The organism is Pseudomonas sp. LBUM1652 (assembly GCF_059716105.1).
Genome location: NZ_CP166804.1, coordinates 2680720 through 2694288 on the forward strand (window position 1 = coordinate 2680720; position 13569 = coordinate 2694288).

The 13569-nt window shown below is 58.2% G+C and carries 14 protein-coding genes; 8 read left to right on the plus strand and 6 right to left on the minus strand.

The annotated features are described in order from the left end of the window. Positions 1 to 67: 67 nt before the first annotated feature. Positions 68 to 307: a hypothetical protein gene (locus ACA069_RS12305; RefSeq protein ID WP_187680697.1), complete on the minus strand. Its 240-nt coding sequence runs from the start codon at positions 305 to 307 to the stop codon at positions 68 to 70. Between the two features lie 184 nt (positions 308 to 491). Here ACA069_RS12305 and ACA069_RS12310 point away from each other — a divergent pair, with 184 nt between their 5' ends. Further along, the gene (locus ACA069_RS12310) at positions 492 to 827 is read left to right on the plus strand and encodes a hypothetical protein (protein ID WP_187680696.1); all 336 of its coding nucleotides are present in this window, start codon (positions 492 to 494) and stop codon (positions 825 to 827) included. Positions 828 to 899: 72 nt separating this feature from the next. Here ACA069_RS12310 and ACA069_RS12315 read toward each other — a convergent pair whose 3' ends face one another. Beyond that, positions 900 to 1448 carry an RrF2 family transcriptional regulator gene (locus tag ACA069_RS12315; RefSeq protein WP_401265394.1) on the minus strand — a complete coding sequence of 183 codons (549 nt, stop codon included), beginning with the start codon at positions 1446 to 1448 and terminating at the stop codon, positions 900 to 902. A 293-nt stretch (positions 1449 to 1741) separates the two neighbouring features. Between ACA069_RS12315 and ACA069_RS12320 the strand changes: the two genes are divergently transcribed. After that, positions 1742 to 2947, plus strand: coding sequence for an NAD(P)/FAD-dependent oxidoreductase (locus ACA069_RS12320; RefSeq protein WP_497617733.1), 1206 nt, complete (start codon positions 1742 to 1744; stop codon positions 2945 to 2947). A gap of 55 nt (positions 2948 to 3002) precedes the next feature. Here ACA069_RS12320 and ACA069_RS12325 read toward each other — a convergent pair whose 3' ends face one another. Continuing rightward, complete coding sequence (locus ACA069_RS12325) at positions 3003 to 3281, minus strand: Rho-binding antiterminator (RefSeq protein ID WP_489880087.1); 279 nt, start codon at positions 3279 to 3281, stop codon at positions 3003 to 3005. Positions 3282 to 3285: 4 nt separating this feature from the next. Next, entirely contained in the window at positions 3286 to 3543 is a 258-nt protein-coding gene (locus tag ACA069_RS12330; RefSeq protein WP_187680692.1) for a DUF2024 family protein, read from the minus strand. A 462-nt stretch (positions 3544 to 4005) separates the two neighbouring features. Between ACA069_RS12330 and fae the strand changes: the two genes are divergently transcribed. From fae to ACA069_RS12350, 4 genes are all read left to right on the plus strand, one after another. Then, positions 4006 to 4518 carry a formaldehyde-activating enzyme gene (fae, locus tag ACA069_RS12335; RefSeq protein ID WP_093437400.1) on the plus strand — a complete coding sequence of 171 codons (513 nt, stop codon included), beginning with the start codon at positions 4006 to 4008 and terminating at the stop codon, positions 4516 to 4518. Between the two features lie 10 nt (positions 4519 to 4528). After that, positions 4529 to 5563: an aldo/keto reductase gene (locus tag ACA069_RS12340; protein ID WP_497617735.1), complete on the plus strand. Its 1035-nt coding sequence runs from the start codon at positions 4529 to 4531 to the stop codon at positions 5561 to 5563. After that, entirely contained in the window at positions 5560 to 6993 is a 1434-nt protein-coding gene (locus tag ACA069_RS12345; protein ID WP_187680688.1) for an NAD-dependent succinate-semialdehyde dehydrogenase, read from the plus strand. The genes ACA069_RS12340 and ACA069_RS12345 overlap by 4 nt, the downstream gene beginning before the upstream one ends. Before the next feature lie 205 nt (positions 6994 to 7198). After that, on the plus strand, positions 7199 to 8563 hold the full coding sequence (locus ACA069_RS12350; RefSeq protein WP_489880089.1) for an MFS transporter: 1365 nt from the start codon (positions 7199 to 7201) through the stop codon (positions 8561 to 8563). 98 nt (positions 8564 to 8661) lie between these two features. Here ACA069_RS12350 and ACA069_RS12355 read toward each other — a convergent pair whose 3' ends face one another. Both ACA069_RS12355 and ACA069_RS12360 read right to left on the minus strand, forming a co-directional pair. Beyond that, on the minus strand, positions 8662 to 9537 hold the full coding sequence (locus ACA069_RS12355; protein WP_489880090.1) for a LysR substrate-binding domain-containing protein: 876 nt from the start codon (positions 9535 to 9537) through the stop codon (positions 8662 to 8664). A 165-nt stretch (positions 9538 to 9702) separates the two neighbouring features. Continuing rightward, on the minus strand, positions 9703 to 10881 hold the full coding sequence (locus ACA069_RS12360) for a hypothetical protein (RefSeq protein WP_497617739.1): 1179 nt from the start codon (positions 10879 to 10881) through the stop codon (positions 9703 to 9705). Positions 10882 to 11067: 186 nt separating this feature from the next. Between ACA069_RS12360 and ACA069_RS12365 the strand changes: the two genes are divergently transcribed. Continuing rightward, positions 11068 to 12000, plus strand: coding sequence for a LysR substrate-binding domain-containing protein (locus ACA069_RS12365; protein ID WP_401265376.1), 933 nt, complete (start codon positions 11068 to 11070; stop codon positions 11998 to 12000). 122 nt (positions 12001 to 12122) lie between these two features. Further along, positions 12123 to 13547 (plus strand): aldehyde dehydrogenase, encoded by a 1425-nt coding sequence (gene aldA, locus ACA069_RS12370; protein WP_497618226.1) that lies wholly within the window; start codon positions 12123 to 12125, stop codon positions 13545 to 13547. Positions 13548 to 13569 lie beyond the last annotated feature (22 nt).

Sequence of the window (13569 nt, forward strand, 5' to 3'; positions counted from 1 at the left end):
TGCAGGAGGCAATAATGAAAAAGCCCCGGTTTACGCCGGGGCTCGTGTTGGGTGGAGCGAGTCAGTATCAGTGGACTTTGATTCGGCTGATGGCGCGCGCCTTCACTTCTCTGGCGTACAACTGCAGTCGCTCTTCATCGCTTTGCAAAACCTCGCAGGATCTCAGGACTGTCTGGGCGTCCGCTTCGTTACCGGACTTGCGCAACTGTTCGGCGATGCGTTTAAGGTCGACTGCCGACCAGCGCAGATCCGATGCGACACTCTGCAGGTCGCGCTGAAGTTCGTGTTCGTATTCGTTGAGCCGCATGATCACCTCCTGAACATTCTCGGTAGAAAAGAGTAGCCGCATTTTTCAGCTGTCGCGCGTAGCTGGTCTGTCATTGGCCTGATCGATGTAAAAAATTGTCCTATGTTCATTGAGGGCGCGGTGCCACGATGGATGTGTACTACGGTTAGGCGTTACATTCGCTTTTTTTGATTAAGGGAACACCATGCGAATATGGATCGGGAGTCTGGCGTTGGCCATGTTGGCGGGATGCTCGCTGCCGACATCGTTGGTGCCGGGTGAGCCCAACGTGAGCAAAACCAGTGACAAGACGCCAAGGGACTATGCCGCTTGTGTATTACCGTTATGGCAACAGGATGTAGCCAAGACCTCGCAGACTTCGATTTCCAACGGCTATCGTATTACTGCGCCAAGCATTATCACGGCTGACGAGATTCTCGATATCGTGAAGTACAAGGACGGTAGCCGCGTGTCGTTGTACCAGGGGCCGCCATGGGCAAAATCCGGGTCGTTGCGCAAATCGGTGCGCGATTGCCTGTAACGCCATTTATGAGCGTAAAAAAAGCAGAAACCGCATCAACGGTTTCTGCTTTTTTTTGGCTTTCAGGGGCGGTCAGTCTGAAATGTCGGTCAGTGGGATAGTACCGAAATTGCCCTTTTTCTCGCGGCGATCCTGAATCCAGTCCTCCACTTGCTGGCCGAACTCCGCTGGCGCTTTGCGTCCGACTTTTCTCGCAATGTCAAGAATGGTTTGCTGTGAAAGCGCTTCTTCCATGCGGTTTTGCGCGGTCATCATGGCCGCGTGGATCGAGCAGGTGCCTTCAATCGCCCACTCCGGGGGACTGCCTTCAAACAGCGCGCAACGCCCGCGAATGTCCCGGCATTCGAAAATGTTCTTGCGACCATCGATGGCTTTGACGATATCGAGCAGGGTGATTTCGTCGGCCGGCCGCGCCAGGCTGAACCCGCCGCGCACACCTTCAGACGCCACTACCAGTTTGCCTTTGGCCAGTTTGGTGAAGATCTTCGCCAGATATTCCACTGGCACGCCTTGCAATTCTGCCAGGTCACGCACGCTGGCTTCGCGGCTGTCGCCTCCGCTACCCACCAGAAAAGTCAGGCAATGAATGCCGTATTCGACGCCTGCGCTATAAAGAGACATATATAAGTCCGACTTGATTTGTCGTAAATGCTAACAGTCTGATGCCGACTCGGCAATCTGTCAGATCAACTGCAGTTGCATCTTTCTGTGTCATTGCTCCAATAAATATTAGGTTTTTCGCAGGTCATCAAGCGCGATAAATATCTAATATTTCGTTTAAATCTATCAGTAAATCTGACTTGTTGGATTTATATCCGACCAATAGAGTCGGCGCTATTGGATTGGCAGTGTGTGGTTTTAGGCAACATCGATCACCTCTCTGTCAGCGGTTTGGCTTTTTCTGGAGAAACACAATGAAGCAGCAGATTCTGGTTATCGGCGCGGGTTTTGGCGGTATGTGGTCGGCGTTGAGTGCGACGCGTCTGGTGGATCTTCACGGTCGTGATGACGTCGAAGTCAGCGTTCTCGCGCCGCAGGCCGAGTTGCGTGTACGTCCGCGATTCTACGAGCCGAATGCTCATCAACTGGCTGCACCGCTGAGTGAACTGTTCGAAGTGGTCGGCGTTCACTTCATCAAAGGCGCGGCCGAGACCATCGATGTCGCGCAAAAAACGGTCGGCTACACCGATGCCTCTGGCGTGAAGCAAGTGCTCCACTACGACAAACTGGTGTTGGCGGCCGGCAGTGGCCTGGCACAATCAGACACACCTGGTGTCAGCCAGCACGCCTTTGATGTGGACCGGATCGAAGCGGCCATTCACCTGGAAACTCACCTGAAAGCCCTGAAAAATCTGCCGGAAAACCAGGCGCGCAATACCGTCGTGGTCGCAGGTGGCGGTTTCACCGGTATTGAAACGGCGACGGAAATGCCGGCGCGTCTGCGCGAGCTTCTCGGTGAGCAGGCTGATATCAAGGTTATCGTCGTCGATCGTGGACAGAAGATCGGTGCCTCGATGGGCGAAGAAATCAGTAAATCCATCGTCGAAGCCAGCGAGGAGCTGGGGGTTGAATGGCGCTTGGGCGTTTCGGTGCAATCAATCGACGCTAACGGTGTGACCCTGTCGGACGGTCAGCACATCGACGCGAAAACCGTCATCTGGACCACCGGTGTGCGCGCCAGCTCTCTGACTGAACAAATCCCCGCCGAACGCGATAAGCAAGGGCGCCTGCACGTCGACGCGCACCTGAAAGTCATCGGTCAGGACGATATCTTCGCCACCGGCGATGTGGCCTACGCCGCTACCGACGATATTGGCAACTACGCGCTGATGACCTGCCAGCATGCGATCTCGCTCGGTCGTCACGCCGGCAATAACGTTGCGGCGCAGATTCTCGGTGTTGACCCGACGCCGTACAGCCAGCCGAAATACGTAACGTGTCTGGACCTTGGTGCCTGGGGCGCGGTGTACACCGAAGGCTGGGATCGTCAGGTGAAACTGGTTAAACAGGAAGGCAAAGCTTTGAAAACCCAGATCAACACTCAGTGGATCTATCCGCCGGCGGCTGATCGCGTGAGCGCTCTGGCGGCTGCCGATCCGATGATTCCTGTGGTTGCGTAAAGCCTCTTCGTTTCAAAAAAATCCCGCGCCGGTTCAATCCGGACGGGATTTTTTCTCAGATGCCGCAAGATGCTTCGCTGAGCACGATCCGACCGAACTCGGCATTGGCATCCTGCGGCGTGATTGCGAAGAGTTGGTCGAGACGGATGTCCTGTTGCGCACCTGCCTGTTCGATAACCAGGAACTCCTCTTTGTCGCTGGAGGTGCGAGTGGTGATGGCCCGGGCAACCAGCCGCTGACCATCGATCAACTCGATATCCAATTGATAGCCGCGCATGCAGGCGATTTCCAGATAGTCGTGCAAATCGCAGTTCAGTGGCTGATAGCGGGTCATGGCGTTACTCCTCGAAGCCTTGCAGAGTGATGATGAAGTAGCCTTTTTCGTTGATCGCCGCAGCGACCTGCGGATTGGCCGGTTCGCTGTGGCAGAACTGGCACTGGCTCTGGGAAATGTCCTCGTCTTGCAAGCCGTTGTCGATCAGAAACTGCCGTGCGTAGGACTTCGCCGCGTCTGCCTGGCGATCGGTGAGCACATCGAAGTGCAGGTAGCGGCCATCTTTGGTCCGCACGTGGGTATCGAACACTTTAACGAACATTATTTACCCTCCTTCATTTTCCAGGTGCCCGGCAGCGAGAGGTCGCCAGAGGCAATGTCATAGACGCTGCTGACGCACAGCAACGGGTTGTGCAGGTCGGCGTTGACCTTCAGTGTGTATGAACCAGATCGAAAGCCGCATCGGCTTTGCCTGGCTCGCTGTGAATGCCTTCAGGCCCGTGAGCCAGGGCTTGCGTCGCTAGCAGCCTTTCTCCAGTCGTCTTCAAGGGGCCATGACTAAAAGTCATTGCCCCATGATTTTTAATGGTTACAGCCGGCTCATGGCCCGGTGTTAAAAAATCGCAAACACAGCTCATCAATAACAACCAGAGAGCGTTTGCAGCCATGTCGCATCTTCCCCGTCGCACCTCCCCATGCCCGTTATTGATCACGCTCGCCATCCGGCCCGCGTGAGCTGCCGATCACCCGAACAATCCCTCTGCATCACAAAGAGTAATGACTGATGAAAGAACTCGACCTGTACATCGGTGAAGGTTTCGAAGGCCCGGGCGTGAACGCCGCGCACATCAATATTCTGATCGGTCCGCGCAATGGTCCGGCGGGGCAGGCTTTCGCCAACAGCCTCGCGTCGCCGAGCCAGGGCCATTGCCCGTTCATGGTGATTGCGCAGCCAAACATTCCAGTCAAGCCGATGACCCTGTATGTGAACAAAGCCGCGATCAGTAGCGACTTGCACGGCAACGCAACGTGGGGCGCTTCGCAAGCCGGGATCGCTAAAGCAGTGCTTGAAGCATTGCTCGATGGCACGCTGCCACCGGAAGCCGAAGATGAGTGGGCGATCGTCACGGCCAATTGGGTCAATCCGGCCTGCGACGATCTCGACGCTGTGTATCTGAACAACTACAACGCCTGCCGCACTGCGATTCGCGCAGCCCTGACCGGCAAGCCGGAAACCGCGCAACTCAAAGATGTTGTCGCGCACATCAGCAACCCTTTCTACACGCCGAAAGCCTGAGGTCAGAGCCATGCAATACATTCGTTTGGGCAACTCCGGCCTGCAAGTTTCCCGCTTGTGCCTGGGCACCATGAACATGGGCACGCCGGACTGGAAACCGTGGATCTTCAATGAAAAGCAGAGCGAGCCGATCGTCGCGCACGCACTGGATAACGGCGTGAATTTCATCGACCTCGCAGACTTCTATTCTGCCGGTGTCGGTGAAGAAGTGGTGGGGCGCATCGTCAAGCGTCTGGCTCGTCGAGAAGACCTGGTGATTACCACTAAGGTCGGTTACGGCACTCGCACCGGCATCAATGCCAGCGGCCATTCGCGCAAGCACATCATGGACAGCATTAATGCGTCGCTGAAGCGTCTGGACATGGATTACGTCGACGTGTTCATGCTGCATTACTTCGACGTGAACACCCCGGTCGAAGAAACCATGAGCGCCTTGAACGATATCGTGCGCTCGGGCAAGGCTCGCTATATCGGCGTATCCACCATGCTCACCGGGCAACTGGCGAAGATCATCATGGCTTGCGAGCGCAATGGTTGGGTCAAGCCGATCAACATGCAGCTGCAATTGAATTGCGCCTACCGCGAAGAAGAGCGCGAGATGATTCCGTTCTGCCGCGACCAGGGTATTGGCGTCTCGGTGTTCAGTCCGCTGGCTCGCGGCTTGCTGACCGGTGACGTGCAGTCGACCCGCAACCAGACCGACTTCTTTACCCAGCAGATGTACAGCGACGAAGCCTCGTTCGAGATCGCCCATTCGGTGCAGCGCGTAGCCCGTGCTCGCGGCGTGTCGAATGCGCAAATCGCCCAGGCCTGGGTGGCCAATCACCCCGGTGTCGACTGCATGCTGGTCGGCGCTGATACCACGGCGCAGTTCGACAGTGCGCTGGCCGCACTGGAAACCAGGCTCGACGCTGACGAGCTGCATGAACTGGAACGCAATTACACGCCGTGCGACGTGATCAACGATTACACCGCTGGCAAACGCATCTTGCGCATGGCCCGTCCGGGGCTGGAGCGGTTCACCCTGCAAGGAGCGGTGGCATGAGCGATTTGATCCGGTACGGCAACTTCATCGATGGCCAATGGGGCAGGGGTGGCTCGACTTATCCGGTGCGCAATCCGGCCAATGGCGAGTTGATTGCCGAGGTGCAAAAGGCCGGTGCCGAGGAAACCGTTCTGGCCATCGAGGCTGCCAACCGTGCGTTGCCGGCGTGGCGAAAACTGACGGCGAAGGAGCGCAGCCAACGGCTCAAGCGTTGGAGTGACTTGATGCTCGCCAACCAGAAAGATCTGGCGACTTTGCTCAGCCGTGAGCAGGGCAAGCCGTTGGCCGAGGCCATGGGCGAAGTAGTGTATGCCGCAAGCTTCCTCGAATGGTTCGGCGAAGAGGCCAAGCGGGCCTACGGTGATGTGATCCCGAGCCACAAGGCCGATGCACGGATCATTGTGGTCAAGGAAGCCATCGGCGTGGTTGCGGCGATTACCCCTTGGAACTTCCCGTTGGCAATGGTCACCCGCAAGGTGGGGCCGGCGTTGGCGGCGGGTTGCACGATGATTCTCAAACCTTCGGAAGAGACGCCATTGTCGGCGTTCGCCCTGGCGGTACTGGCTGAACAGGCCGGCATTCCGGCGGGTGTGCTCAATATAGTGTCCGGCGATGCCGTCGCTATTGGTGGCGCGCTGCAAGCTTCCAGCGTGGTGCGCAAACTGTCGTTCACCGGTTCTACGCGCACTGGCAAATTGCTGATGCGGCAGGCCGCCGACACGTTGAAAAAGGTCTCGCTGGAGCTGGGCGGCAACGCGCCGTTCATTGTCTTCGACGATGCCGATCTGGACGCTGCCGTCAAAGGTGCGATGGCCTCCAAATTTCGCAACACCGGGCAGACCTGCGTGTGCGTCAACCGCTTCTTCATTCAAGACAGTGTGTACGAGGCCTTCACCGGCAAACTGGCTGAAGCCGTTGCGGCGATGCGAGTCGGCAGTGCGTTGGAAGGTGATACCGAGCAAGGCCCATTGATCAACGCTGCCGCGCTGGCCAAGGTTGAAAGCCATGTCAGCGATGCACTGGAGAAGGGCGCCACGCTGTTGTGCGGCGGGCGTCGTCATGCCTTGGGCGGCACGTTCTACGAGCCAACCATCCTCACCGAGGTCAATGGCGACATGCTGATCGCGCAGGACGAAACCTTCGGGCCGGTCGCCGCGTGTTTCCGCTTCAAGGATGAAGCCGAAGTATTGCAGCGCGCCAATGACACGCCATTCGGGCTGTCGGCGTATTTCTACAGTCGCGACATTGGCCGGGTGTGGCGCATGGCCGAAGGACTTGAGGCCGGGATGGTCGGGATCAACGAAGGGATCATTTCTACGGAAGTAGCGCCGTTCGGCGGGATCAAGGAATCGGGCCTCGGGCGCGAAGGTTCGAAGTACGGTCTGGATGACTATCTGGAGATCAAATACTTGTTGATGGGCGGTCTCTGACTTCTCCTGATGAAACCTTGTGAGGCGTTATGTGGCGAGGGGATTTATCCCCCGATGAGTTGCGCAGTACTCCCCTGCTTTTTGATTCAAAAGAAGGGCTGCTTCGCACCCCATCGGGGATGAATCCCCTCGCCACAGGGATCGCGTCCACCGTTAAAACAAGAGCAATCGATTTCTCCGTCAATAACAACAATTGGAGATGAACATGTCCGCTCAACCGATAAAAATCGACGACCTGCCCATCGGTCGCTTCCACATCAAAATCGCCGGCCTGACCTTCGGCGCGCACTTCACCGACGGCTATATCCTTGGCCTGATCGGCATTGCGTTCACCTTGCTCAGCCCGCAAATGCAACTGGATGCGTTCTGGCAGGGATTGATTGGCGCTTCGGCGTTGATCGGGCTGTTTTTCGGCAGTCTGTTTTTCGGCTGGATCTCGGACAAGGTCGGCCGGCAGAAAATCTTCCTGGTCAGTTTCGTGCTCATCACTGTTGCCTCGGTGATGCAGTTCTACGTTGAAACGGCGATGAGCCTGTTTCTCTGCCGCGTGCTGATCGGCATTGGGTTGGGCGGTGATTTCAGCGTCGGTCACGCGATGCTGGCCGAGTTCTCGCCGAAGAAGCATCGTGGCGTGTTGCTCGGGTCGTTCAGCGTGATCTGGACGTTTGGTTACGTTGCCGCCACCTTCGTCGGCACCGCGATGCTCAGCCTTGGCGACGATGCCTGGCGCTGGATGCTGGCCTCGTCAGCGATCCCCGCTGCGTTGATTCTGATTGCGCGGATCGGCACGCCGGAGTCGCCACGCTGGTTGGTCAATCAAGGGCGGGTGGCCGAGGCGCGGGCGATCGTCAAAAAACATCTGGGCGATAACGTAGAGCTGGATGAAACCCGCTCCACGGAAACCCGTTCCGGCTATGCGGTGTTGTTCAGCCGCGAGTACCGCAAACGCACCGCGTTCAACTGCCTGTTTTTCGTGTGCATCGTGATGCCGTACTTTGCGATCTACACATTTCTGCCGTCGATCCTGCAGCAGATGGGCCTGGCGGAAGGCTTTGGCACCGAACTGATGCTGAACATGCTGCTGATCCTCGGTGCGCTGATCGGCATCTGGTGCACGATCAAGTTCACCCGCCGCGGATTTCTGATCAACTCGTTCATCATCCTTGCGGTGGCGTTGCTCCTGCTGGCGGTGTTGCCGGGCAGCGCGGCGTGGCTGATGGTGCTGGTGTTCGGCGTGTTCACACTGGTGTTGTCGGCGGTGAGCAATCTGGTCGGGGTGTTCCCGGCAGAGAGTTTCCCGACCGAAGTGCGCGCCAGCGGTATTGGCCTGGCAACCGCAGTGAGTCGCTTGGGCTCGGCGGTGAGTACGTTCCTGCTGCCGGTCAGTGTGGCGGGGATTGGTCTGAGTCCGACCATGGGCATTCTGGCGGCGATCCTGGCGATTGGCGCGCTGCTTTCATGGGCGTGGGCGCCGGAGACCAAGTCGTTGACGTTGAGTCAGGCGTGCAAGGCGCAGAGTCCGGTGGAGGGCAGCGCGGTTGTCGTGACCAAGGTCGCCACCCCGATCTGACAAACCACTCTGCAGGAGTTGCCGCTGGCTGCGATATTTTGACTTTCAAGATCAAAAGATCGCAGCCTGCGGCAGCTCCTACAGAGGATGTGAGATGTTCAAGGATTACTGACCAGACTCAACCAGTCGGTAAACAGCTTCACTTTCGACAAGCCTTGCTTGTCATTCGCCACATCCAGCCAGTAACCGTAGGGGCCGATCACTTCAATCGGGGTGATCGGTAACAGGCTGCCGTTAGCCAGTTCCTTCTCGATCATCTGCCGATCGATCACCGCCAGGCCACCTCCGGACAGCGCGGTGTGGATCACCTGATCCAGTGTGCTGAATTCCAGTCCCTGCCCGGCATCGATGTCCTCCCGGCCCATGGCCGCCAGCCAGTTCTCCCAAACCTTCAGGCGCTTGCCGTCGTGGAGGATGTGCAACAGTGGAAACTCCCTCAAATCCGGCGCTTGATCGCCATTGAATAACTCAGGGCTGGCCACTGCGATGTGCCGTTCCATCACCAACAATTGACTTGCGCAATGCGTAGAGGCGCAAAGGCCGAAACGGATGTGGCAGTCGATTTCTGCGGCGCTGTCGTGGCTGGCCTGATTGGTCACGCTCAGGCTGATGTCTGGATAGCGCTGACAGAACGCACGCAAGTGCGGCGATAGCCAGCGTGTCGCCCAGGTTGGCGGTGCGAGCACGCGCAGGCGTTGACGCAGGTTGGGCACGCGCACCGCTTGCAGCGCACGTTCCATGTGGTCGAACGCTTCGGCCAGATGCGGTTTGAGGTTGCTGCCGGCTTCGGTCAGTGACAGGCCTTGCGGGGTGCGGACGAACAGCGCCACGCCCAGGTAGTCTTCGAGTTGTTTGATCTGGCGACTGACTGCGCCCTGAGTGACGTTCAGTCCTTGTGCGGCTTGACTGAAACTGCGATGGCGCGCGACTTCTTCGAACACGCGCAGGGTGTTGAGCGAGGGCAGTTGACGCATGGAGGCAGAACCCCGGATCGAGCGTTTAGCTCGGTTTTATTTTTGTAAGTTTGGTTTGTAGGGCCTATCTGACTATTGGTGAGGGGCGGATGCAAGTGGTGTTTGGCAGGACGCCTTCGCGAGCTTGCTCGCGAAGGCTGACTTTGATACGCAGTCAATCCCGGATCAGAAGTAATACCCAATGTTCACATACATCTGGTTCTCCCACTGATCCAGTCCGCCGGCGCCCAGGCTCTGGGTGTAACTGCTGCCGCCGATGTAGGGATCGTTCTTGCCGATCAGCCATTCGGCGGCCACCCACAACTTGCTCACCGAAAACGAGCTGCCGAGGATCATTCGTTCTGATGTCTTGAAGCCGCTGGCAGACTTGTCGAAAGCGCTGTAGTTGGCGTAGAGCTTGATCCCGCTGACTTGATCGAAAAGGTACTTGCCGGCGACGTCATAACTCACATCCGCGACGTACAAATTGCCGCGACTGGCAACGTTGTAGGTGCCGTCGTAACCGCCGAGGGTCACCACTTCATCGCTGCCGGGGTTGCGCGGCGACATCTGCTGTCGCGCCGCCTGAAGTTGCACGCCCCACGGGCCGTTCTTGCCCAGATAGTGGACGGCGACGGCGTTGCGTCGCCCATCGCTGTCGGTGTCTCTGTTCTGAAGGCTTGAAGTCAGACCCGAGACGCCGACTTCGGATTTCCAGGGACCAAGATCCATGGCCTTGGCCACTCGCAGCACCAGGGTGTTGCGCTCCTGGTTGTCGCTGCCGTCAGCGACGTAGCTGTCAGCCTCGGACACCACGCTGGAATAGGTCACGCCATTGCTGGTGCCTTTGCCTTGCCAGGCAGGACGCAGGTAGTAACCGGCCTGGAAATTCCAGTCGCCACTTTGCTGGATGTATTTGGCGCCGACCTGCTGCACATCTTCCAGGCCGATGACGTTGCCCAGGGTTTCGTAAAAGGTGCTGCCGAAATAGGGCTGCAAACCGAACGGCACCGTGTTCAAGCCCACCTGCACTTGCTGATCGGGATTGAATTTGTACCCGGCCCACGCGAACTTGGCGAAGCGGATGTCGCCGTAGTTTTTGCTGTACTGGTAAGGGTAGGAGCGACCGTAGAAGCGATACTGCGCCTCGCCGATCCAGGTATCGGAGTTGTACTTGGCGCTGAGGAACACCGTGTCGAGGCCGAACTTTTGAATGTCGCGATCAGGATCGACATCCCAGCGCGCGCGAATGGCGCCGCCCAGGTCAAGATTATCGGTGACCTGCACCGCCATTGCCGGAGCGGCAAAGCTGCAGAACAGAGCGATGGAGGTCGTGCGCAGGCGAAACAAAGAGGGGAAGGGCATGGAGCGGCTCTCGATTGTTTTTATTAGAGATGCCGCGCAGTTTTGCCATCCGACAGATCTGGAACAAACGATAAAAACGACAGAAGAACCTGCGTCGAATGCATGTTACTCGGAAATTCCTGTAGGACAGTCCGTCAAACTCGTGGGATGCTTCGCGTCTTGTCAGTGGTTTTCGAGTGCCTTGATATGAAACGCAAAATGCCCGGCCTGAATGCGCTCAAAGCGTTCGAAGTGGCCGGTAGCACCGGCAGCTTCACCCGCGCCGCCGAGTTGCTCAATGTCACCCAAAGCGCGGTGAGCCGTCAGGTCCGGCAGTTGGAAGAGCAGCTCGGCGAAAGCCTGCTGGAGCGTCGCCATCATCATCTGGAGCTGACCAGTGCCGGCAAGGTTCTGCTGCGGGCACTGCATCAGTCATTCGACAAGATTGAGCTGACGGTGCGCAGCATCCAGCAGAAAACCCACTCCAATCGTCTGCACATCAACGCGCCGCCAACCTTTACCAGTCGCTGGTTGATGCCGCGGCTGGGGCGTTTGCGCGAGCAGCACCCGGAACTCGAGTTGAGCATCACCACGCGCTTGCAGGACAGCCTGGCGGAAACCAGCAACCTGGACTGTGCGATCCGTTTTGGCGACGGCGAGTGGGACGGGCTCGACAGCTCTTTGCTGATCCAGGAGCGACATATCGCCGTGTGTGCGCCTTTTCTATACACCCGCGAGGGTAGCGAGCAGGGCATCGATCTCAATCGCCTGACACTGCTGCATGTGTTGGCCAAGGAAGATCAGCGTTACCTGACCTGGAAACACTGGCTCGACGCGGCACGTATCAGCGGTGTCGATACCCAGGGCGGCTATGAGTTCGACCTGCTGGATCTGGCGATACAAGCGGCGACCGATGGGCTGGGGATTACCATTGCCGACTGGCACATGGTCGCCGCAGAGTTGGCCAGCGGTCAGTTGACCCAAGTGCTGAACGTGCATGTTGAGGGGCATCAGTCGTATTGGCTGGTAACCCGGCCGGAGCAGACTGAAATGCCGCAGTTGCAGGTGTTCAGTCAGTGGTTGCAGGAAGAGATCTGGTTGGCCCAGCGCCAGTTGGAGCCTTCGACTGCGGCCATCTGAGACATCGCTATTGGGAGTAACCTGCATTTTTCGAATGTTCTGGCGCCCGATAAATCGTTTGTTCAACCTGCCATCGATGACAAGACTGGTGGCATTGATAAAAACAACGATGGGCGATGCACATGCGAACCGAGCGAAATTTTGTTAACGGCCAATTCATCGAGCCTGCCAGCGCGGCACTGATCGCGGTCTACAACCCGGCCACCGAAGCGCTGCTCGGCCATGTGTCAGGCGCCACTGCTGAAGAGGCCACCGCCGCCGTCGACGCCGCCGCAGCGGCGCAAAAGGTCTGGGGCAAACTCACCAGCATCGAACGCGGCGAACATCTGCGAGCGCTCGCCACGGCTCTTGAGGATCGCGCCGAGGCCATCGGCGCCGCGTTGGCAGCCGAGTCCGGCAAAAGCGTCAGCGATGCCAGCAACGAAGCCCGCTACGCCGCACAGATCACCCGCTACCACGCCGAGTGGGCGCGGCGTATTGAAGGCGAAATCATCCCCAGCGACAGTCCCGACGAGAACCTGTTTCTGCATCGCGAGCCGATTGGTGTTGTGGCCTGCCTGATCCCGTTCAACTACCCGGTCTATACCTTGCTGCGCAAAATCGCCCCAGCGCTGATTGCCGGCAATACCGTGGTGGTGCGTCCGAGCAACAACACACCGACTTCGGCGTTCGAAATCGCCAAAGCGGTGCAGCAGTCGGGCATGCCGGCGGGTGTCATCAATATCCTGACCATGGATCACGCCACCGCAGCGGCGGTTTGCACTCATAAAGCGGTGGGCCTGATTACCCTGACCGGCAGCGTCAACGCCGGGCGTATCGTGCTCGACTACTGCAAGACCAACATCGCCAAGCCGTCGCTGGAGTTGGGCGGCAAGACTCCGGCGATCATCGAGGCGGATGCCGATCTGGAAGCTGCCGCGAGCGCGATCATTGCCTCCAAGACCACCCATTGCGGCCAGTTGTGCACGGCGGTGGAGCGTGTCTATGTGCAGGAAAGCATCTATGAGCAGTTCCTTGGTCTGCTCAAGACCAAAATCGCCAACGTCAAATTCGGCGATCGCGCGACCGACGCAAACCTCATGGGCCCGCTGGTCAACGCCAGTTCGCAGAAGAACATCCACGCCATGGTCCAGCGCGCCGTTGCACATGGCGCGATCCTCGAAAGTGGCGGTGTTTTGCCGCAAGGGCCGGGGCATTTCTACCCGCCAACGCTGCTGAGCGGCTGCCGTCAGGACATGGAAATCGTTCAGGAAGAAATCTTCGGCCCGGTGCTGCCGGTGCTCAAGTATCGGGATATCGACGAGGCGCTGGCCATGGCCAACGACCACCAGTTCGGCCTGGCGTCGGTGCTCTACACCGAGAACTATCGCACCGCGCAGAAAATCGCCAATGCCATCGAGGCTGGTGAGTTGTACGTCAATCGCACCCCGGCCGATCCGTATCAGGGCTACCACGCCGGATGGAAACGTTCCGGTCTGGGCGGCGATGACGGCAAGCACGGCATGCTCGAATTTACCCAGACCCGACTCGTGGTCATGAAGTACTGATCCACCGCAACACGCCTCACGC